This window comes from Paenibacillus sp. MABNR03 (assembly GCF_050455445.1).
In the GTDB taxonomy this organism is placed as follows: Bacteria; Bacillota; Bacilli; order Paenibacillales; family Paenibacillaceae; genus Paenibacillus; species Paenibacillus xylanilyticus.
This window is the reverse complement of sequence record NZ_JBCIYR010000001.1, coordinates 211,427-231,457: the sequence shown is the minus strand read 5'-3', so window position 1 is coordinate 231,457 and position 20,031 is coordinate 211,427. Positions and strand designations below refer to the sequence as shown.

The 20,031-nt window shown below is 44.7% G+C and carries 23 protein-coding genes; all 23 read right to left on the bottom strand.

The genetic code is table 11. The features are described 5' to 3' along the window. Positions 1–6 precede the first annotated feature (6 nt). The 23 genes from fliP to trmFO all read right to left on the bottom strand — a co-directional run bounded on the left by fliP (position 7) and on the right by trmFO (position 20,022). The gene (gene fliP / locus AAIH57_RS00945; RefSeq protein WP_175396060.1) at positions 7–762 is read right to left on the bottom strand and encodes a flagellar type III secretion system pore protein FliP; all 756 of its coding nucleotides are present in this window, start codon (positions 760–762) and stop codon (positions 7–9) included. Further along, positions 759–1,295 carry a flagellar biosynthetic protein FliO gene (locus tag AAIH57_RS00940; RefSeq protein WP_413035212.1) on the bottom strand — a complete coding sequence of 179 codons (537 nt, stop codon included), beginning with the start codon at positions 1,293–1,295 and terminating at the stop codon, positions 759–761. The genes fliP and AAIH57_RS00940 overlap by 4 nt, the downstream gene beginning before the upstream one ends. Before the next feature lie 11 nt (positions 1,296–1,306). Continuing rightward, positions 1,307–1,672: a response regulator gene (locus AAIH57_RS00935; protein WP_095287820.1), complete on the bottom strand. Its 366-nt coding sequence runs from the start codon at positions 1,670–1,672 to the stop codon at positions 1,307–1,309. 28 nt (positions 1,673–1,700) lie between these two features. Then, positions 1,701–2,966 carry a flagellar motor switch phosphatase FliY gene (fliY, locus tag AAIH57_RS00930; RefSeq protein ID WP_430020256.1) on the bottom strand — a complete coding sequence of 422 codons (1,266 nt, stop codon included), beginning with the start codon at positions 2,964–2,966 and terminating at the stop codon, positions 1,701–1,703. Further along, on the bottom strand, positions 2,956–3,954 hold the full coding sequence (gene fliM / locus AAIH57_RS00925; RefSeq protein WP_175396062.1) for a flagellar motor switch protein FliM: 999 nt from the start codon (positions 3,952–3,954) through the stop codon (positions 2,956–2,958). Before fliM ends, fliY begins: the two co-directional genes overlap by 11 nt. 39 nt (positions 3,955–3,993) lie before the next feature. Then, positions 3,994–4,455, bottom strand: coding sequence for a flagellar basal body-associated FliL family protein (locus AAIH57_RS00920; RefSeq protein ID WP_175396063.1), 462 nt, complete (start codon positions 4,453–4,455; stop codon positions 3,994–3,996). Further along, positions 4,455–4,676 (bottom strand): flagellar FlbD family protein, encoded by a 222-nt coding sequence (locus AAIH57_RS00915; protein WP_024630220.1) that lies wholly within the window; start codon positions 4,674–4,676, stop codon positions 4,455–4,457. Before AAIH57_RS00915 ends, AAIH57_RS00920 begins: the two co-directional genes overlap by 1 nt. 66 nt (positions 4,677–4,742) lie before the next feature. Continuing rightward, on the bottom strand, positions 4,743–5,561 hold the full coding sequence (gene flgG / locus AAIH57_RS00910) for a flagellar basal body rod protein FlgG (RefSeq protein WP_175396064.1): 819 nt from the start codon (positions 5,559–5,561) through the stop codon (positions 4,743–4,745). An 81-nt stretch (positions 5,562–5,642) separates the two neighbouring features. After that, on the bottom strand, positions 5,643–6,026 hold the full coding sequence (locus AAIH57_RS00905) for a TIGR02530 family flagellar biosynthesis protein (RefSeq protein WP_430020255.1): 384 nt from the start codon (positions 6,024–6,026) through the stop codon (positions 5,643–5,645). Beyond that, positions 6,023–6,562, bottom strand: a complete 540-nt coding sequence (locus AAIH57_RS00900; RefSeq protein ID WP_175396066.1) for a flagellar hook capping FlgD N-terminal domain-containing protein — start codon at positions 6,560–6,562, stop codon at positions 6,023–6,025. The genes AAIH57_RS00905 and AAIH57_RS00900 overlap by 4 nt, the downstream gene beginning before the upstream one ends. 19 nt (positions 6,563–6,581) lie before the next feature. Next, positions 6,582–7,952: a flagellar hook-length control protein FliK gene (locus AAIH57_RS00895; RefSeq protein ID WP_430020254.1), complete on the bottom strand. Its 1,371-nt coding sequence runs from the start codon at positions 7,950–7,952 to the stop codon at positions 6,582–6,584. Between the two features lie 37 nt (positions 7,953–7,989). Further along, complete coding sequence (locus AAIH57_RS00890) at positions 7,990–8,928, bottom strand: MotE family protein (RefSeq protein ID WP_430020253.1); 939 nt, start codon at positions 8,926–8,928, stop codon at positions 7,990–7,992. A 43-nt stretch (positions 8,929–8,971) separates the two neighbouring features. Beyond that, complete coding sequence (gene fliJ, locus AAIH57_RS00885; protein ID WP_175396069.1) at positions 8,972–9,424, bottom strand: flagellar export protein FliJ; 453 nt, start codon at positions 9,422–9,424, stop codon at positions 8,972–8,974. Positions 9,425–9,435: 11 nt separating this feature from the next. Continuing rightward, positions 9,436–10,755 (bottom strand): flagellar protein export ATPase FliI, encoded by a 1,320-nt coding sequence (gene fliI / locus AAIH57_RS00880; RefSeq protein ID WP_095358626.1) that lies wholly within the window; start codon positions 10,753–10,755, stop codon positions 9,436–9,438. Next, a complete protein-coding gene (locus tag AAIH57_RS00875) occupies positions 10,742–11,596 on the bottom strand; it encodes a FliH/SctL family protein (RefSeq protein ID WP_175396070.1) in 855 nt (284 codons plus the stop codon). The genes fliI and AAIH57_RS00875 overlap by 14 nt, the downstream gene beginning before the upstream one ends. Continuing rightward, positions 11,589–12,605, bottom strand: coding sequence for a flagellar motor switch protein FliG (gene fliG / locus AAIH57_RS00870; protein ID WP_095287832.1), 1,017 nt, complete (start codon positions 12,603–12,605; stop codon positions 11,589–11,591). Before fliG ends, AAIH57_RS00875 begins: the two co-directional genes overlap by 8 nt. Before the next feature lie 11 nt (positions 12,606–12,616). Next, on the bottom strand, positions 12,617–14,200 hold the full coding sequence (fliF, locus tag AAIH57_RS00865; RefSeq protein ID WP_175396071.1) for a flagellar basal-body MS-ring/collar protein FliF: 1,584 nt from the start codon (positions 14,198–14,200) through the stop codon (positions 12,617–12,619). Between the two features lie 148 nt (positions 14,201–14,348). Then, a complete protein-coding gene (gene fliE, locus AAIH57_RS00860) occupies positions 14,349–14,660 on the bottom strand; it encodes a flagellar hook-basal body complex protein FliE (RefSeq protein WP_175396072.1) in 312 nt (103 codons plus the stop codon). A gap of 60 nt (positions 14,661–14,720) precedes the next feature. Next, positions 14,721–15,170: a flagellar basal body rod protein FlgC gene (gene flgC / locus AAIH57_RS00855; RefSeq protein ID WP_175396073.1), complete on the bottom strand. Its 450-nt coding sequence runs from the start codon at positions 15,168–15,170 to the stop codon at positions 14,721–14,723. Positions 15,171–15,175: 5 nt separating this feature from the next. Further along, positions 15,176–15,583, bottom strand: a complete 408-nt coding sequence (gene flgB / locus AAIH57_RS00850) for a flagellar basal body rod protein FlgB (protein ID WP_175396074.1) — start codon at positions 15,581–15,583, stop codon at positions 15,176–15,178. Between the two features lie 993 nt (positions 15,584–16,576). Next, entirely contained in the window at positions 16,577–17,977 is a 1,401-nt protein-coding gene (hslU, locus tag AAIH57_RS00845) for an ATP-dependent protease ATPase subunit HslU (protein WP_175396075.1), read from the bottom strand. Positions 17,978–18,107: 130 nt separating this feature from the next. Then, on the bottom strand, positions 18,108–18,650 hold the full coding sequence (gene hslV / locus AAIH57_RS00840; RefSeq protein WP_312884293.1) for an ATP-dependent protease subunit HslV: 543 nt from the start codon (positions 18,648–18,650) through the stop codon (positions 18,108–18,110). A gap of 28 nt (positions 18,651–18,678) precedes the next feature. After that, a complete protein-coding gene (gene trmFO / locus AAIH57_RS00835; RefSeq protein WP_376768958.1) occupies positions 18,679–20,022 on the bottom strand; it encodes an FADH(2)-oxidizing methylenetetrahydrofolate--tRNA-(uracil(54)-C(5))-methyltransferase TrmFO in 1,344 nt (447 codons plus the stop codon). Positions 20,023–20,031: the final 9 nt, after the last annotated feature.

Here is a 20,031-nt window from a genome sequence, read left to right as displayed (position 1 = left end):
TCCTGCTCATGTGTTAAAGCTCAGCAACAGTGACTTCACTACAAGATACCAGCCATCGACAAGGACAAATAACAATATCTTAAATGGTAATGAGATCATGACCGGTGGAAGCATCATCATCCCCATAGCCATTAGCGTACTTGCAACCACGATGTCTATGACCAGGAATGGTATGAATATCATAAATCCCATCTGGAATGCTGTCTTCAATTCACTTATTGCATACGCTGGCACCATGACAGTGATCGGTATGTCTTGATAAGTTTCCGGTTGTTCGGTCTGATTATATTTCATAAATAGCAGTAAATCCTTCTCCCTGGTATGGGAGAACATAAATTTCTTTATGGGATCCTGAGCCTTTTCAAGCGCTTCCGTTTGCGTGATGTCTCCTTTGAGATAGGGTTGAAGTGCTACCTGATTAATAGAAGACAGTGTCGGTGACATGATAAACAGTGTCAGGAAGAGCGCTAAACCGACAAGCACCTGATTGGGCGGCATTTGTTGCGTTCCCAAGGATGTCCGTATAAAACCGAGAACGATAACAATTCGGGTGAAACTGGTCATTAACACCAGTATTGCAGGCGCTATACTTAGCACCGTAATTAAGAGAATAATGGACAGAGAACTCGTACTAGGTGTTCCCCCATCTCCGCTTCCGATTTGAATATCGATGTTCGGTATCGGTTCGGCAAAGGCGACCGTCACAGATGCCAGGCTGATAAGCCCCATCAAACAACATGCTAGCCAAATCTTTTTCTTCATGAATCCCTCGACCGATCTGTAGTATTGTCTTCTTCCAGGAGCTTTTCCATCTTTTCTTTTCGGTTAGGCATCTGCCGAAGTTTCGACTCGAACAGTTCGTGAAAAGAGGCTGTGTCCTCAATTTCCATTTCCCGTGGCGGTTCTTTCTTACGCAAGCGGGCTGCCAACTTGTTAATTATCGGTGAAAGGCTTCCCTGTTGTGAAGAAGCTTCTCTCTCAAATGAATCAACAATTCTTTGCGCCTCTTCCAGATCCGAGATTTTGTCCAGCAATTGTATATTCTCGCCTACGCCAACCAAATAGACATTGCCACCAATTTCTATGATCTGCAGAGACTTGTTGGGCCCCAGCCCCACACCACCCAAAATACGGACTGTGCCGCTTCGAAACCATTGTTGATTTCGTTTGTTCAAAAAACGGAGCAGGTAAACGATAAGGACCAGGATGACGGCCAGGACGACAATCACCCATACAAGCTGAAAATAATAGTTGGTCCCAACGTCAGCTTCTCCAGGAATTCCACCCTGCGCCATCATCATGTGTCTTAAACTCCCAGCGTTTTGCTGATTGCTTCGATGACCCGGTCAGACTGGAATGGCTTAACGATGAAATCTTTGGCACCAGCCTGAATTGCATCAATTACCATTGCTTGTTGTCCCATAGCTGAACACATAATGACTTTAGCGTTCGCATCGATTTTCTTGATTTCTTTCAGTGCTGCGATCCCATCCATCTCAGGCATGGTGATATCCATCGTGATCAGATCAGGACGAAGTTCCTTAAATTTCTCAATTGCTTGTGCTCCATCCTGAGCCTCGCCAACGACCTCGTATCCGTTTTTGGACAAAATGTCCCGGATCATCATTCTCATAAATGCAGCGTCGTCCACGACTAAAATTCGGTTTGCCATCTTGATTCAAGTCCTCCCTAAATTGTGCTTATTGTAATTTCTGAATTCGGTCCCATTGGCTTACGATATCTATAACACGAACACCAAAGTTTTCATCGATGACGACAACTTCTCCCTTGGCGATCAGTTTGTTATTGACCAAAATATCGACAGGTTCGCCGGCCAGTTTATCCAGTTCGACAATTGAACCTTGTGAGAGTTCCAATATATCCTTAATTTGCTTCTGGGTCCTTCCTAATTCTACGGTGACTTTAAGGGGAATGTCCATCAATAAATTCAAATTATTTTCGTCCACTTGACCGTAAGCCCCATTTTGTAAATTAGCAAACTGGACTGGTTGTACATTTACATTCCTGTTCGGCATTCCGCCGTAATGCTGTGGTGCACCGTATGGTTGCTGCGGAGGCATGCCATAAGGCTGTTGTGGCGGCATTCCTTGTGGCATGCCCATTGGTGCCTGTCCATATCCGTTATAGTCTGGAGCAGGCGGCTGAGTAGCCTGTGGAGGCACTTGTTGCTGAACTGGTGGCTCAGGTGCCACTGGTGGAGCTGCTGCTGCCGGTGTCGCCTGTGATGGTGTTGTTACTGGTGCATTAGCCGTTGATTCCTGTGCACCACCAATCAACATGTCCACCATATGTTTGGCGAAATCAACAGGCAAAAGCTGCATCAGATTGGAGTCAATCAGATCACCAATCAGGAGACGGAACGAAACTTGAATCAACGTCTCGTCATGCGGAAGACTGCTGACACCCTCGCCACTTTCCATGTTAAGAATATCAATGCCTGGTGGAGAGATATTTACAAATCGATTGAAGATCGTAGACATGGAGGTTGCAGATGAACCCATCATTTGATTCATGGCTTCCTGAACTGCACTAATATGGATTTCGTTCAGTTCTTCATCTGCAGGATTGCCTTCACCCCCGAGCATCAGATCAGCAATGACTTGGGCATCACGCTTTTTAATCACAAGTGAATTAATTCCTTCAAATCCATCCACATAATTCACATGTACCGCAACATGCGGCTTGGGAAAAGCTTCCTCAAATTGCGAACGGCTGATGATGGATACTTTCGGTGTAGTAATATCTACTTTCAATCCCAATAGCGTGGACAAAGCTGTCGCAGCGCTACCGAATGTAATATTACCAATCTCCCCCAATGCATCTTGTTCAAGCTCAGTCAAAAAGTCGTCAACCGTTTTTTCAACCGGTTCCGTGCTGCTCATCGATTCGGATTGCCTGAGCAAAGCATCGATTTCTTCTTGGGACAAATAATCCTTACTCGTCAAATTCTTCAACTCCTTCGGTGACAATCTTGTCTATTTGCACAGCCACACGGTCTTTAATCGTTCCCGGACTGCCCATATACTTCAACCTGTCGCCAACTTTGATGGATAATCCCTCTTCAACCGGTTTGTTTAACGTAATAACATCGCCAACCGATAGGCCTAGGAATTCCGAGATCGAAATCCTGGATTCTCCCAACTCAGCTACAATCGGCAATTTGGCTTTATTCACACGTTCTCTAAGAGCATCGTACTCTTCAGGAGCCCTCGTTTTTTTCTCTGAAACAAACCATTGATGTGTCGACAACCTTGACATAATGGGTTCAAGAACGACATGCGGGATACACAAATTGATCATGCCTGTGGTGTCACCGATTTTGGTGCTAAGCGAGATCAGTGCGATCGTTTCGTTAGGTGATACAATCTGCATAAACTGCGGATTGGTCTCCAGCGCTTCCATTCTAGGTGATATGTCCAGCACCGTCTTCCAGGCTTCCTGCAAACTTTCGAACGCGCGGCTGAAGATCCGCTCCATAATCGTCGTCTCAATTTCAGTCATTGAAGCTATTTTAGTCGGTGCACTTCCTGTACCTCCCAGCAATCGATCCAACATCGCATAACCAACATTGGGGTGGACTTCCAGTACCATTCGACCTTGTAATGGTTCTGCTTCAAATATGTTTAATATCGTCATTTTAGGAATTGAACGTATAAATTCATCATAGGGCAACTGTTCGACCTGAACGACGTTAATTTGAACGAAAGTCCGCAATTGGGCTGAAAAATAAGTGGTGAGAAAGCGTGCAAAGTTTTCGTGAATTCGAGTCAAACTTCGAATATGATCTTTGGAAAAGCGTACCGCCCGTTTAAAATCATACGATCTAATTTTTTTCTGAGTTTCTTCCTTTTTCAGTTCCTCGGCATCCATCTCACCTGAGGAAAGTGCTGCTAATAGGGCATCAATCTCATTTTGTGATAATACATCCACCATGTTCTCACCCCCTTACCGTTTTACAGCGTGCTCTGTTCATTACATTGATGCCATCAAAAAATAAGTAAAGTTCGTGCTGCTCAGCTTCGGTTCAGGCAGTGCCTCATTGATCAGTTTTGTAAGTTTTTCATTAAACTGAGAACGCCCCTTGGCTGTTTTTAATTCTTCTGGCTGTGCATCCGCAAAAGTTTGAACAATAATTGGTTTTACAGTGATTTCTTTGATTTTCTCAAAATCTTCTTTTGCTGCGGCATCGGCCATTTTAAAAGCCAGGTTAACTTGTACGATGTGATTGGTATCTGCCAAATTTGTTTTGATGTCTGTAATTTCAGAAGTCACCTCAACAATTTCATCAGCAGTCATCTTTTTAACCTCTGCAGCCGAAGCTACATCTTTCTCCGCTTTGTTTCCTACCTGTCCCTGCATAAATACAAACACAACCACCACAATGAGTGTTATGGCCAGCAATATCGTTGCGAGCCAGGGCATCATCTTTTTCATCAGGATTCCTCCGTTTGCTGCACTTTGATAGTGGCTGCCTGAACCCCGATTTCACGGTTGTAATCTTTGATTTTGGAAATGACTTCATCGGCCTTTTCAAGGACAATCAGTCTCTTCCCAGTCACCAGAGTAATATACGTATCCGGCGTTTCTTCCACAATCTCTACCATCAGCGCATTTAACCACATGGGAGAACCGTTTAACCGCGTAACCGAAATCATGCTAAGCCCCCTCGATCAATGTGGAGGAGCAAGCCCCCCCACGCATTAAAATTTGCTAATTAGTTATTAACGTTTCAGGTTAACAACTTCCTGAAGCACTTCATCCGATGTTGTAATGATCCGCGAGTTCGCCTGGAAGCCACGTTGGGCCACGATCATCTCTGTGAATTCGCCTGTAAGGTCTACATTGGACATTTCCAGTTGACCTGCAATGATTGAACCAGTTCCGTTTTCAGCATCATTCGCTGTTAATGTATCAAGAGTGCCATCAGGATTAGCATTAGCCGTCATTCGGTAAAGGTTGCCGCCTATTTTTTCTAACCCTTCAGGGTTGACAACTTTTCCAATTCCCAGCTGAGTTTCACTTTCGATGGTTCCATCAGCCATAGTCTGGTTAATCATACCGTTTTGACCGATCGTAAAAGAAACAACATCATCTGCAATCGTGATCGGTGCACCTTCACTGTCTAATACGAAGAGGCCGTCTGATGTAACGAGATTACGAGCCGCATCTACATGAAAATCTCCAGCACGAGTTAAAAATGGAATTTCCTGATCCTCTCCCATGGAAACAAGGAAAAAGCCATCTCCGTTAATTCGCAAATCTGTGGGATTGTTTGTTGTCATTGGACTTCCTGCAAGATGTAATGTATCAATAGAACCTACAGACACACCTAAACCGATTTGTTTCGCATTCACACCACCGGTTGGAGTATCTGTCGGGGCTGTTACTCCCGCTGTGGTTTGACTCATAATATCCTTAAACATAACACGACTGCCTTTGAAGCCAACGGTGTTTACGTTTGCGATATTATTACCAATGACATCAAGTTTTGTTTGAAAACCCCGCATCCCGGAAACACCAGAGTACATCGATTTTAACATTTTAAAAAATCCTCCCAGCCATAATTTGGTTACCGCATCAGTCGGTCAGCGGTATTCCGGCTCCCGAGAAGGGCCAGCCGGTTAAGAAATGATTACAGCACTATCTATTTGTGTAAACACGTTATCCTTCATGCTTTCACTATCCATGGCGGTAACGACAGTGCGATTCTTGACATTGACGATAAAGGCCATGTCCTGCATCAGGATGAGAGACTCTTTTGCGCCTTTTGCAGCAGCCTTGTCCAGTGCAGTTCCAATCTGCCGCATCTGCTCACTTTTTAGCTCAATTCCACGCTGTTCCAATCTTTTGGCTGCATGATTGCTAAGCTTAAGAAGATTATCCTCAAGCACCTGGGCAAAAGGTCTTTCTGGAGTGAGAGTTGTCTCGCTCTGTTTGACACGATTAAGCAGGTTAGGCGTTACTGGCCCTGTATATAGTTGTCCTACCGTTATTCGATCACTCATAATGTGTTCCCACTATCTTGAACCGACTTTTCAGCTTCCTCACTTTCACTCACTGGTGCTGAAACATCTGCAATACTTTGACTCTGGGATTCTTCTTCACTTTGAGTGGGATTTGCAACCTGAATAATTTCATTCAGTTCAATCTCGTCTTCGCCCACTTTAGCGTACTGTACACCATCCCGTACGATGATTGAATCCACAATCCCCTGACGAAGCGTTCCGTTGTCCTCTTTATTAGAAGAAAGCCAGCTGATTTCTCGCCCGATCATGCTTGAAACTGCACCAAGAGACTGATTCAGCGCTTTAAGTTGGGATGAGATATTAACTAGTTGTTCAACCGAACTGAACTGAGCCATCTGAGCAATAAATTCCTTATCCTCCATAGGCTGCATCGGATCCTGATTCTGAAGTTGGGTGATTAGAATTTTAAGGAACTGATCCTTCCCTAGCTCCTTTGTAGCTGCACTAGTTGTTGCCTTGTTTGCGGCCGAATAGTTAGGCCAAGTATTATTGGTAGAAACAATTTCAGTAGCCATATTTTCACCTCATTTCCGATTAAGCTTTAGCAGTAAACGATCCTCCCTGGAAGTCGTTCCCTTCCTCACTTTCACTGCGCCAATTGCGCAGTTCCTCCTGAAGATTTGCCGTAGTTATTGCATCATCCGATTGCTCTTCCCGTTCTCGTGACCGGCGCTGATCCTGCGAGTTATTTCCTTGTTGACGTCCCCCATCATGATACATTTCAGATCCTAGGGAGCTGCTCTGAGTGACCTCAATTCGTTCCACTTGGATCCCTTGGGATTGAAGCGAGGCACGAAGCTGTGTCATTTGCTGTTCAAGCATATCCTTCGCCATCGTATGTTCTGTCATGAAGCGTGCAACCAACTGTCCGTTTTGCAAAGTAATCTGTACATCCAGCTTACCCAGATGTTCTGGGCGAAGTGAGATTGTAGCTTCGGAAAACCCCTTTTGCTGAACGATATCCAGCTTATTCACCACAAATTGCGTCATTTCTTTTGCAAACTGCGATGCTTGCATTACGGGTTCAGCTGGCTTAGCTACCGTTGTGCCTGACGTTCGCATGGATAACTCCCCGGCTGTAATGACTTTTGAATGATCTACTTCTCCACCATCATTGACAGTAACCGAGGTGTTCGTATCTTCTTCACCTGCCACTTTAATTCTGGTATTCGGAGCAGACATAGCAGTCAAGTCTTTTTCCGAGGACGGGGTAACTTTTGTTGGAACAACCTGATCTTTTAATGTGTCTATTGAGTCAATGACAGTTTTAAGATCTGTCCACCCTTTGTTGTTGCTCAGATCAACTCCAGCCTCCTGTAACTGATTCTGGAGAGTTTGAAGCAATTGTTTGAACTCAGTTGTATTTTTGGCAATCGGACTATTCGGTTCAGACATGCTTGCAACCATCTGAGTCAGGACATCCTGCAACACAAAGCGAACGGCTGATGGATGCTCGGTAAGATCCATTACTGGTGCAGCTTTAACGGCTTCCAGTACATTTACAGTCTCATCAGAATTCTCTGTTTCTGCCGAACCACCATTTAGTTGTACATACATCTGTTGAATCAGATTCTGTAAATCCGCCAGTAATATTGGATCATTTTCCAAAGCTTCATCGAGCGAATCCAAGCCAGCAAACAGTGAATCTAAAATATCTGCAAGAGAAGTTTGTTCCCCTTCTTCACCGGATGCAAATGCTATAGCTAGCGGATTTACAGATAACCCCCCAGCAGCTGCCGAGTTATTTTCTTCAGAAGTACTTGCATTCAGTGTCTGTGCCAGTGTTTGCAAGAATTCACCGTTGCTCCCTGTAACTGTACCTTTGGATTGCGTTCCAGACGAGGTTTGCACTGCACTTGCTGCCTTGGATGAAGATGCAGAAGTCATTTGATATACGATCGACATTTGTTTCACCTCCTTCCGGTAATAACCGCATCCCACCTTACTTATTGCCCATCAAGCGGTTTAAGATCTTGGCCGTTTCAGCAGAATTCTCTGTGGACATGTTCTCCAGCAACTGTGAGCGTGTAGCATCGTCTACCGAGTTCAAAATGGTTAGCGTTTTATCCGGGCTGAGTTTGTATGTCTCTAAAAGCAACTTGGCACCGCTGGAAGCTGACATTGACGAGAATGTTTGACTAAGCTGTGTTTTGTCCAGGTTTTTCGAGTTACTCGTTGACGTCGTTGTGGTTGCGGCCGTTTCTTTCTTCAATCTGGATTGCAATGCATCCAATGCCAAATCACCGGATGGTTTGGCGTCCTTCATCATCATGGTGACATCTGCAGCCGTTTTCGGATCCATTTTCTCTAAAACTTTTGTACGCGCAGTTGACTGCATTGAACTCAGAAGCAAAACCATCTCTTCATTGGTCATGTTCTGTAATATAGGAGCTGCTTTGCTCGGACTCATGTCCGCGTACATCTTGGCCAAATCCTTAATCTGTTTCTGATAATCCGACTCCGTCTCAGAGTTACTCGCTGCCGCAGCTTCTGCTGCTTTTTCCGCTTCATCCAATTTTGCTTGCAGATCGCTTGCTTTTTTTGCTTCTGTCGTCGTAGCCTCTTTCGCTGCCTGAAGTTCTGTTTCTTTTGCCGCTACCTGAGACTTCAGTTTTTCGATTGTTGCTTCAGCACTTTCAACTTGTTTCTCGCTTTCGTCCAGCTTTTCTTTTTCCGGATCCAATACAGGATCAGGTACCCAATCCTTAACGACCGGAATTTTGTTAGCTACCTCAAGCATGTTGTTGCGAATATCCACATTAAATAAGGTGAGCAGCACACCGAGCAGCACTACGGTGAAGACAATTGGAATCGAGATCATTAGAAATTTTTCCCAACCGCCGCCTGACTCTTTTTCGATATCTGTATCTTTAACAGCCATTGTTCATTCCTCCTTCACGAGACAACTTCGCTTCCGAAGCACATCAAATTGCGCGTCCGGCCTTGGCAGCGAAGCGTACAGTAGCCATCTCGTCCAGATCGTTCTGTTCCCGGAGGAGCATCTCCTGCTGAAATTTGATTTTGGCCTTGTCCCTCGCTTCAAGCCACACTTTTTCATCAACCATTTTACCGTTCAAGAACGTCTGATTCTGCTGTACATTGACCTGTGCGTGTTTAACATCCGAATTCTTTTTGGAAATGCACTCATCCAGGTGATAAACGTATCGCTGCATTTCTTGCAGACTGGATACTGAAGCTCTGCTCTCCGTTGCGGATTGAATGACGCTAATCAGATTATTTTTATCATTCATCAGTTGTAAAAGGTGTTCTTCTTCCGTTTGAAGTTTGCCGATCGCTGTGGATAACATCCACTCCGCTTGTGTTTTTTCATTGCTTTTCAGGTCAACAACCTTTTGGAAATGATATCGAAATTTCATCGTTTAACCTTTCATCTCCTTGCAAATTCAAGAATCAAACGTTCCTGCACTTCACTCAGTGTTACTTTTTCATCCACTTTTTGCTTGGTAAAGTTCCATATACTTTCGATCTGATCCATTGCTTCATCAATCGCTGCGTTCGAGCCTCTCTGATACGCACCAATGTTGATCAAATCCTCGGATTCTTTGTATACAGCCATTAATCGCTTCATATTATTAACAGCTTCGAGCTGTTCTTCAGGTGCTATGTCTTTCATGACACGACTAATGCTGGCAAGCACATCAATCGCTGGAAAATGACCTTTGTTAGCAATGGAGCGATTCAGTACAATATGGCCATCCAGAATACCCCTGACAGCATCCGCAATCGGTTCATTCATATCGTCACCATCCACGAGCACCGTATAAAATGCTGTAATGGAGCCGGTTGGTCCTGTCCCCGCACGCTCGAGCAATTTAGGCAAACTTGCAAATACAGAAGGTGTATAACCTCTCATCGCTGGAGGCTCACCCACAGCAAGTCCGACTTCCCTTTGAGCCATGGCATAACGAGTAACGGAATCCATCATTAACATGACATTCATGCCTCTGTCCCTGAAGTATTCCGCAATCGTGGTTGCAATGACTGCTCCCTTAATTCGAATTAACGCGGGTTGGTCTGAAGTTGCAACAATGACGACTGAACGTTCCAATCCTTCTGGTCCCAGATCACGTTCGATAAAGTCACGCACCTCACGTCCCCGTTCACCTACGAGTGCAATGACATTCACATCAGCTGCTGTATTGCGAGCAATCATGCCCATCAAGGTACTTTTACCAACACCGGAGCCGGCAAAAATACCAACCCGCTGACCCTTACCAACAGTCAACAGACCGTCAATGGCTCTAACACCTACACCCATCGTCTCCAGTACCCGCGGCCGTTCCATCGGATTTACAGGTTTGTTTGATGTCGAAAACATCGGCATTCTTGAAGGAAGCAAGGAACCATCCAGCGGCTGCCCAAGTCCATCAAGCACTTTGCCCAGCAGTTCTGAACCAACCTGGACTCCAAGTGGCTTCCCGGTACCTACGACATCGCATCCGGGACCAATCGACTGTAATTCACCCAAAGGCATCAGTAGTACTTTGTTATCCCGAAAACCAACGACTTCGGCCTGAATCGGTTTTTCCGATTTCCCCGGGTAGATGTAGCATACATCACCGATGCTCGCATCTGGCCCTTCCGATTCCACCATGAGACCGATAACCTGGGTGACCTTACCATTAATCCGGACAGGATCAAATTGGCGTAAATGCTCCATATAACGCTGTGAACTAAGAACCTTCATGTTGATTTTTTCGCCCCTCATCCTCAAGTGCTATGCGGACCAGTTCTTTTTTAATTTCGGACAGTTGTGTATCGATACGGGCGTCCACGCTTCCGAAAGACGAACGAATCACGCAGCCTTTGTCTTTCACCGTTGCATCCGGCAAAATCTGGAGTTCGGCCTGTGAGTCGATCGACAAGGACAACTCTTCACGCGCAGCTTGTACAAAAGCAAATTGCTCTGGAGCAACACATAGGGCAATCATTCCTTGTTCACGTTTGCGTGCCAAATTCTGACGAATCAATTCAAGGGTATGATCCGGTTCAACTGTGAGTTGTTTATCAATGACCTTTTCAGCAATACCACATGCCAGTTCAACAAGAAATGGCTCAGCTTCCTGAATAATTTGATCTTTTGCTACGTAAGCCTCTTGGAGTACTTCCTGAGCTTCTTTCATCATCTGTTCGATCTGCACCTGGAGATCCAGTTCAGCTTGTACTTTGCCTTCATCAAAACCCTGCTGAAAACCTTGTGAGCGCAGCGCCTCAGTCAAATGCTCATCCTGCTCACGCTGCTCCTGCCACCAGATATCGATCTGCTCACGGGCTTCTTTAAGCATGCGCTCCGCTTCCTCGGAGGCTTCACGTACCTGCTTTTCTGCAAACTCCTTCGCATCTTCCAGCATCTCCGCAGTCAGACGTTTCGTCTCTTCGTCTACACGTGCCTGCAACGCCGCAGCCTCTGATCCTTCTGATTCACTATCAAATTCCGCTGTTTCAGATCCACCATAGTTATGATGGTTTTCAAGGCGTTTGCGGTCATCAACGGGTACATACTGGAAAGATTTAATCAAATTAGACAATGATATCATCTCCTCCGCCGCGAGCAATAATGATCTCACCAGCTTCTTCCAGTCTGCGGATCGTTCCTACGATACGAGTCTGGGCTTCTTCCACATCACGCAACCGAACAGGTCCCATGAATTCCATTTCTTCCTTGAATGTTTCGGACATCCGTTTTGACATATTGCGGAACACCGCATCCCGTACTTCTTCGCTGGCCACTTTGAGTGCAAGCTGCAAGTCTGCGTTGTCGATATCGCGGATAATGCGTTGAATCGAACGGTCGTCCACATTGACAATATCTTCGAATACAAACATGCGTTTTTTGATTTCCTCGGCGAGTTCCGGATCCTGAATCTCCAGAGAGTCCAGAATGGTACGCTCCGTACCCCGGTCGACTCCGTTCAGAATCTGTACGATCGACTCGATACCGCCTGCATTTGTGTAATCCTGAGTAACCGTTGAAGATAACTTTTGTTCCAATACACGCTCCACCTGAGAGATAACTTCAGGGGATGTACTGTCCATGACAGCGACTCTTCGAGCTACATCGGCCTGCTTTTCCTGAGGCAACGATGATAGAATTGCTGCTGCCTGCTCAAATTGCAGATAGGATAGCACCAAAGCGATCGTCTGCGGACTTTCATTCTGGATAAAGTTTAAAATTTGGTTTGGATCAGCTTTGCGTGCAAAGTCGAATGGTCTAACCTGCAGCGTAGCTGTCAAACGATTAATAACTTCAAGCGCTTTTTGCGATCCGAGCGCTTTCTCCAGAATTTCTCTCGCGTAAGTAATACCACCTTGAGAAATGTATTCCTGAGCAAGACAGATCTGGTGAAACTCAGCCATAATCATATCTTTTTCTGAAGCATCGACTTTGCGAACATTGGCAATTTCCAATGTTAATTGTTCAATCTCCTCATCACGCAGATGTTTGAAGATTTGCGCTGACACTTCCGGACCTAATGTAATCAACAAAATTGCTGCTTTTTGTCTTCCAGTCAAACCCTGACTGCTTGCCTTTGCCAATGCGTTCACCTCTATTCGTCAGCCAGCCACGTACGCAGCAGATTGACGAATTCGTCCGGCTTTTTCTTCGCCAAACTCTCCAATTGTTTGCGCACTTGACTTTCGTTCGTTACACTGTCCAACGTAATGGACGGGAACTCTGTTGCTACTGGGAGAGGAATCTCTTCTTCTTCCTCTTCGTTTTGTTTGCGTCGACGACGTACGAGCAGGATAACGACTGCTGCGATTAACGCTGCCACCAGCGCTCCTATACCCCACATCATGCCTGTCGAAAGCTGGAATCCTGTCTCTGCAGCTGCTGCAGTTTGGAAGCCTTGGGAGATAACCGAGACTTTCTTGGTCAGATCTGCGTCTGTTATTGCATCACCTGAATCTGCAAGTGAAGCTCGAACGATATTCACCAAAATGTTTTCAATGGCATCCTGAACAGGTTGTTGTAATTCTGTTTGTCCTTCAGGTGGTTCAACCGCCACGTTAATGGTTAAATCTTTTACAGTGTAAGGACTGGAAATGATATCTTTGGCAATTCGATTCACTTCATAGTTGACAGTGCTTGATGATTCCTCAGAGGTAGAATTCCCCGTTGCATCCGTTGAAGGATACCCCGGAACTTCTTCTTGCCCAGTTCCTGCGACACCGCCTGTTGGCGTGCTAGCACCTGTATAACTCTTTTGAATCTCCTGCACACTGATCTCGATGCCCTTCATGTTTTCTTCATCGACAGGTGTAACCAGATTTTCTTTGCTTGTCACTTTATCGAAGTTAAGCTTGGAAGCTACCAGTACATTTACTTTGTCTTCGCCTACGATTTGTGAAAGAAATTGTTTTACATTATTACGAACGTCATTTTCGAACTTCTTCTGCAAAGCCATGTTTTCTTGGACTTCAGAAGATAATCCGCCGCTGCCACCACGAGCCGTTGGAATTAACTCGGCTTCATCCGTGTTAGTGATCGTAATATTTTCGATCGGCAGGTTGGGAATAGCCGTCTTTACCAAATTAAAGTATCCGTCAACTGCTGCCTGATTCGGGTGATATCCCGGTTTAAACTGCAATGCTACGGAAGCTGATGCTTTGTCCTGCTCTTCAAGGCCGGCAAAGATGTTATCCTTGGGCATGTTGACCAAAACTTTGGCGTCTTGTATGCCTTGCATGCGCTGAAGTAATTGTTCCACTTCTCCGTTTATCGCATTGTTATACTTTACATCGAATTCTTTGTCCGTCATCCCGATTGGTGATGAGGATTCCTCGAATGATTTGTAACCCAATGAACCATTTTGAATAATCCCCTGTGATCCGATGTTCACTTTTGCAAGTGCAACATCCGTGCTCGGTACCGATATGGTTTTCCCGTCTGCACTTAACTTGTAGGGGATACTTGATGAATCCAGGTAATTAATAACTCCTGCGGAGTCACTAGCATTCAAATCGGTAAATGCAACTTCATATTCTGTTTTGGACAATTGCATCGTTAATACAACAGCCGCCAGAATTAAGAATAAAAAGGTGGAAACCAGTAATACTTTCTGTTTTTTGCTGAAGCTATTCCAATACTGGGTTGCTTTATCCCTGTACTGGGCAATTCTCTCATTCACTCTGTCACCCCATCCGAAACTTTGCTTAGTCTGTCCTGAGTAATTTACAGTACTCCTATTAGTAAGCACTTAATTAAGATTCAGGAGCAGCATCGCAGCTGCTTGTTGTAATGATCAGCGCTGTTATCGAAGCGCAAGCATGCTCTTTTTACATTTGCGTACGCATAATCTCCTGATACGCTTCGACTACTTTGTTTCGGACTTGAGTCGTGAGTTGCAGACTCAACAGGGCCTGTTCTGAAGAAATCATTACTTGATCCACGTTCACATTCCCCAATAAAAATTGATTAGACATTTCATGCGCTTGGGACTCCTGTGCAGCCACAGACCCTAATGCCTCTTGTAAGTATGTACCGAAGCTTTGGATGGTTTCGGCTGGTGTCGATGGTTTGCTAACCGAAGCATTTTGCATCTGTAATGGTTGAACCACCTGTGTGTTAAACATGTTGTTCTGAATCATTAATGTCCCTCCCCTTATCCTCTTATTAAATGAAAAAACGCTCATTGCCCTTGTTGCAATCTATCTTCCTATCTCCAAAGCTTTTGTTATCATCGCTTTAGTTGAGTTCAATGCTGTTACGTTTGCCTCATAAGAACGAGATGCCGAGATCATGTCAACCATCTCTTTTGCAATATCCACATTCGGCATGTACACATAACCTTCAGCGTTGGCATCCGGGTGGGAAGGATCATATACAGGTTTCAGAGGAGACTGATCTTCACGAATCTCTGATACTCTAACTCCTTCACCAGAAGCCTTATTGCCCATCTGATTCTGTAAGATGCTGCTAAACGAAGTTTTGTTTGGTTCAAGCACAACCATTTTCCTTTTGTAAGGAACTGCTTCACCATTGGCTACACTGGCGCGAGTCGTCTCTGCATTAGCGATGTTTGAAGATATTACGTCCATCCTCAAGCGTTGGGCTGTCAAGGCTGAGGAACTAATGCTAAAACTGTTGCTGATATTCACCTAATCTATCTCCCTTCCACTCCAACACGCATCATTTTAATCTGTTCATTCACTTGTTGAATATAAGCGTTGTAACGCAACTGGTTCTCGGCCAGAAGACTCATTTCTTTGTCGATATCGACATTATTCTGGTTGTTATTCATGGATGTCGACTGATCCATTGTAACTACGGGTGTAGGAACGGAAGAGGAAGGTCCTATGACAAAATGCCTTGAGTCCGTCACTTTTCCTTTAAGAACTGGCATATCTCCGTTCGTTTGTTGCTGTAAAATTTCTTCGAAAGAAACGTCAGAACGCTTGTAATACGGGGTGTCAGCATTCGCAATGTTGTCTGCAATCGTTTGTTGTCTGGTGTTGGACGCATCGAGTGCACCTTGCAATCTTTTAAAGCTAATATCATTCAAAAGATTCATGTTTTCCCTCCTCTCCTTAGAAATTATGGAAAAAGATTGAATCCTTTCCCCGTAAAATCGCTTATGTTTTTCGACAAAAACATTCGCCATTTCGCATTTTTCTAGGACTTAAGTAGAATTAACTCTGATGTTGTCGTATAACATAAGTTTCTTCGAGATTGGCATTTATTACAATAAGAAAAAAGCCCTATCTTTTCTGAAAGACAGGGCTTTTTGTGTATTTTCTGTAAATTATGAATTTTTTCGCAAATGTTGAGGCCCAAAACAAAATCAAGTTCACATCTACAAAACACACGCTTAAACATTTTTAAAATTTATAAAGGATTCTTCCATCTTCTCCATATGGCTATATCACCTGTCGTACATACATTTGGGAAAATCTCTCTGAATTGTGTTAGCAATTTTTGCCGTTATAATAAGCTTTTTATTCACTTGAATTCTATAATGATTCATTCTATGTACTAAATAATTGACAACTTGAACAATGTGTTCCACTTGTTTACCTTGTTATTACACAACACTTTTTTAACAATTAAAGATTCCTGTAAACCTGGAAGTCAACGAAAATATTTCACTACATCTGAATATCGTCGTTCTCGACTTTTTGCGTATTTGCGCAAATTTTCTCGTCATTGTAATTAAACCGATGACCAGACTTGGATAAAACAAACAACCTTTAATTGGAAATAGATCCATTCAAACACATGGACAGTTTTGTATTTATTCATTTTCCACCACTAACAACTGCGGCACAAGTCCTACTTTTTCCCGGCTTCAATTGCAACTCCACTCTATTATCGGCATATTTGTAGAAATCCATTAGACTAGAATAAAAATAGGCGATATCCACCTGGTGTAAAGATAAGACACCCACCAACAGATCAGGAAATCCATCCTTGAATCCGAATAGTCGTCTCATTCTTACGAACACAGTGAATACCACCATTACACTAATCTTTTGTTTAAATTATGCTTATTTCAGAGATAAATCTGTTACAGAATATACTGACTCAGATCACGATCCAGTGCAATATCATTCAATTTCTCACGCACATACTCCGGAGTGATGACCATTCGCTCCAGAGTAAGTTCAGGAGCCTCATAGGACAAATCCTCAAGAAGTTTCTCCAGAATCGTATGCAGTCGACGTGCACCTATGTTCTCCGTATTTTGGTTCACCGACTCGGCCAGCTTGGCAATCTCACGGATTGCCTCATCCGAAAACTCAATTTCGATATTTTCAGTACGCAGCAAATCGACATACTGTTTGGTTAATGCATTTTGAGGTTCAGTCAGGATAGACACAAATTCTTCCAAGGATAGACTGTTCAACTCCACACGAATTGGGAATCGTCCCTGAAGCTCCGGAATAAGGTCCGAGGGTTTAGCTACATGAAATGCGCCAGCCGCCATAAACAGAATATAATCCGTTTTGACAGGTCCGTACTTGGTCATGACCGTGGAACCTTCCACGATAGGCAAAATGTCCCGCTGTACCCCTTCACGGGATACATCTGGACCGCTTCCACGTCCCTGGCTGGCTACCTTATCAATCTCATCAATGAATATAATACCCGTTTGTTCTGCTCGGCGAATGGACTCTTGTGTGACATCATCCATATCGATCAGTTTCCCTGCTTCTTCCTGAGTCAGAACTTTACGAGCTTCCTTAATGGGCAGCTTGCGTTTTTTCGTACGACGTGGCAAAAGGCTGCCAAACATCTCCTGCATATTCATGCCCATCTGGTCATTCCCCTGACCTGCAAACATATCCATCATATTCGGCGCAGTGTCTTCAACATCGATTTCAATGATGTCTTCCTCCAGCTTGCCGGATAACAGATCAAATTTGATCTTGCGACGTCGCTCAGCGACATTGGTGTCCGGCTCGGGCTCTTCCTGTTCAGGTGAATTGTTTCCGTTATTCCCAAATATCATTTCAAACGGATTACGTTGATTTTTGGACTTGGATTGGGAAGGAGCCAGAATATGTACGATCCGCTCATTGGCAGCTTCTTCGGCCTTATCTTTCACCTTTTCAGTCCGTTCCTGTTTGACCATCCGCATGGACGTTTCGATCAGGTCACGAATCATGGATTCAACATCCCGACCAACATAACCCACTTCCGTGAATTTCGTCGCTTCCACCTTTACAAACGGGGCTCCCACCAGTTTAGCCAACCGGCGGGCAATTTCGGTTTTACCTACACCTGTGGGTCCAATCATCAGTATATTCTTAGGTACAATATCATCCTGGGTATGCTCTGGCAAAAGGCTTCGGCGATATCGATTACGAAGGGCAACAGCCACCGATTTTTTGGCCTGTTTCTGACCTACAATATATTTATCAAGCTCTGCAACGATTTGTCTGGGTGTTAATGCCTGTGTTAGCATTTTCGCTTCCCTCCTACCAGTCTACTTAAATTCCTGCTTGAAAATATGTTATCAAAATTAGGGATAACCCCGCAAATTGATAGGAATAGCCCTGAAGGCCATAGTCCATGTTACATTTTGCGGGGTTATTTTACAGCTCTTCTACAATAATATTATTGTTGGTATACACACATAACTCAGCTGCGATCTGCAGTGACTCACGGGCAATGTCTTTTGCCTCCAGGTCCGTCGCATGACGTTTTAAAGCACGCGCAGCGGACAGGGCGAAGTTGCCTCCTGAACCAATCGCGATCACGTCGTCATCTGGCTCAATAATTTCGCCTCCACCAGAGATCAGCAGCATTCCTGTCTTATCCATCACGATAAGCAACGCTTCGAGTTTGCGCAAAATCCGATCTTGGCGCCAGTCCTTGGCAAGTTCTACCGCAGCACGCTGCAAATTACCGTGATGCTCCTCCAGCTTGCCCTCAAACTTCTCGAACAGGGTAATAGCATCCGCTACGGAACCAGCAAAACCGGCCACTACCTGTCCGCGATACAAACGTCTTACCTTCTTGGCCGTATTTTTCATGACAACACTTTGCCCCATGGTCACTTGACCATCTCCGGCAATCGCTGCCTTGCCATTATGACGAACTGCGCAGATCGTTGTAGCGTGAAATGACATATCCACGATTTCAGCCTCCTCCCACGAATATAATTTATACGCGTTCCGGAACAGTTAGACCTTCTGCAGCAGCAAAACGGGCAATACCATCCAGCGCGCGCTGTGCAAGAGCTTCATTTTTTTCTTTTTTGTTACGAATCTTCGTCTCCAATTTTGGCAGCAATCCAAAGTTGGCATTCATCGGTTGGAAGTGTTTGAAATCAGCCGTTGTAATATACTGGGCCATACTTCCCAGAGTCGTCTCTACAGGCAACACAACAAGTTCCTGCCCGAGTGCCGCTTTGGCCGCATTCATACCTGCAATCAGTCCCGATGCAGCAGATTCAACATATCCTTCCACACCTGTCATCTGGCCTGCAAAGAACAGGTTTGGACGGTCTTTGAATTGATACGTTGGACGAAGCAGTTTGGGAGAATTGATAAACGTATTGCGGTGCATCACACCATAACGCACAAACTCAGCATTCTCCAGACCGGGAATCAGAGAAAATACCCGTTTCTGTTCTCCCCATTTCAGATGCGTCTGGAATCCGACCAGGTTGTACAGCGTACCTGCCGCATTGTCCTGTCTGAGCTGAACAACCGCATGAGGTAATTCTCCTGTATGCGGGTTTACCAAACCTACTGGTTTCATCGGTCCAAACAGAGCAGTTTGTTTCCCGCGTTTCATCATGACTTCGATTGGCATGCAGCCTTCAAAGTAGATTTCCTTTTCAAATTCCTTCAATTGGGCAACCTCTGCCGTAATCAGAGCATCATAAAATACATCAAACTCTTCTTCTGTCATCGGGCAGTTTAAGTAAGCCGCCTCACCTTTGTCATAACGGGAAGCGAGGTAAACTTTGTTCATATCAATGGAATCTTTTTCAATAATCGGTGCAGCCGCATCGTAGAAATAGAAGTACTCCTCACCCATCAGCGACTTGATTTGTTCAGATAATGCAGGTGAAGTCAATGGACCTGTGGCAACGACAACAATGCCATCCTCCGGCAATGAGGTCAGTTCTTCATTTACTACTTCAATGAGTGGATGTTGATGAAGCGTTGAAGTAATCTCTCCCGAGAATCCATCGCGGTCCACAGCAAGTGCTCCTCCGGCAGGAACCGCATTGCGATCCGCTGCACCCAGCACCAGGGAATTCAGCATTCTCATTTCTTCTTTCAGTACGCCGACTGCATTCGTTAAACCATTGGCACGCAGCGAATTACTGCACACCAGTTCTGCAAATTTATCTGTATGATGAGCCGGCGTTTTTACAACCGGTCTCATCTCGTATAGCTTCACACGTACGCCGCGACTTGCAATTTGCCAAGCTGCTTCAGTACCGGCCAGCCCGGCCCCAATTACAGTTACTACTTGTTCATTCGTCAAAATCATTTACCCCCA

Coding starts and splice junctions, on each gene's coding strand:
- fliP (WP_175396060.1), bottom strand. CDS start 762: ATGAAGAAAAAGATTTGGCTAGCATGTTGTTTGATGGGGCTTATCAGC.
- AAIH57_RS00940 (WP_413035212.1), bottom strand. CDS start 1,295: ATGGCGCAGGGTGGAATTCCTGGAGAAGCTGACGTTGGGACCAACTAT.
- AAIH57_RS00935 (WP_095287820.1), bottom strand. CDS start 1,672: ATGGCAAACCGAATTTTAGTCGTGGACGACGCTGCATTTATGAGAATG.
- fliM (WP_175396062.1), bottom strand. CDS start 3,954: ATGGTGGATGTATTATCACAAAATGAGATTGATGCCCTATTAGCAGCA.
- AAIH57_RS00920 (WP_175396063.1), bottom strand. CDS start 4,455: ATGAAAAAGATGATGCCCTGGCTCGCAACGATATTGCTGGCCATAACA.
- AAIH57_RS00915 (WP_024630220.1), bottom strand. CDS start 4,676: ATGATTTCGGTTACGCGGTTAAACGGTTCTCCCATGTGGTTAAATGCG.
- flgG (WP_175396064.1), bottom strand. CDS start 5,561: ATGTTAAAATCGATGTACTCTGGTGTTTCCGGGATGCGGGGTTTTCAA.
- AAIH57_RS00905 (WP_430020255.1), bottom strand. CDS start 6,026: ATGAGTGATCGAATAACGGTAGGACAACTATATACAGGGCCAGTAACG.
- AAIH57_RS00900 (WP_175396066.1), bottom strand. CDS start 6,562: ATGGCTACTGAAATTGTTTCTACCAATAATACTTGGCCTAACTATTCG.
- AAIH57_RS00895 (WP_430020254.1), bottom strand. CDS start 7,952: ATGTCGATCGTATATCAAATGACTTCTGCATCTTCATCCAAGGCAGCA.
- AAIH57_RS00890 (WP_430020253.1), bottom strand. CDS start 8,928: ATGGCTGTTAAAGATACAGATATCGAAAAAGAGTCAGGCGGCGGTTGG.
- fliJ (WP_175396069.1), bottom strand. CDS start 9,424: ATGAAATTTCGATATCATTTCCAAAAGGTTGTTGACCTGAAAAGCAAT.
- fliI (WP_095358626.1), bottom strand. CDS start 10,755: ATGAAGGTTCTTAGTTCACAGCGTTATATGGAGCATTTACGCCAATTT.
- fliE (WP_175396072.1), bottom strand. CDS start 14,660: ATGATTCAGAACAACATGTTTAACACACAGGTGGTTCAACCATTACAG.
- flgB (WP_175396074.1), bottom strand. CDS start 15,583: ATGAATCTTTTGAATGATATTAGCTTTAAAAGATTGCAAGGTGCACTC.
- hslU (WP_175396075.1), bottom strand. CDS start 17,977: ATGCTAACACAGGCATTAACACCCAGACAAATCGTTGCAGAGCTTGAT.
- trmFO (WP_376768958.1), bottom strand. CDS start 20,022: ATGATTTTGACGAATGAACAAGTAGTAACTGTAATTGGGGCCGGGCTG.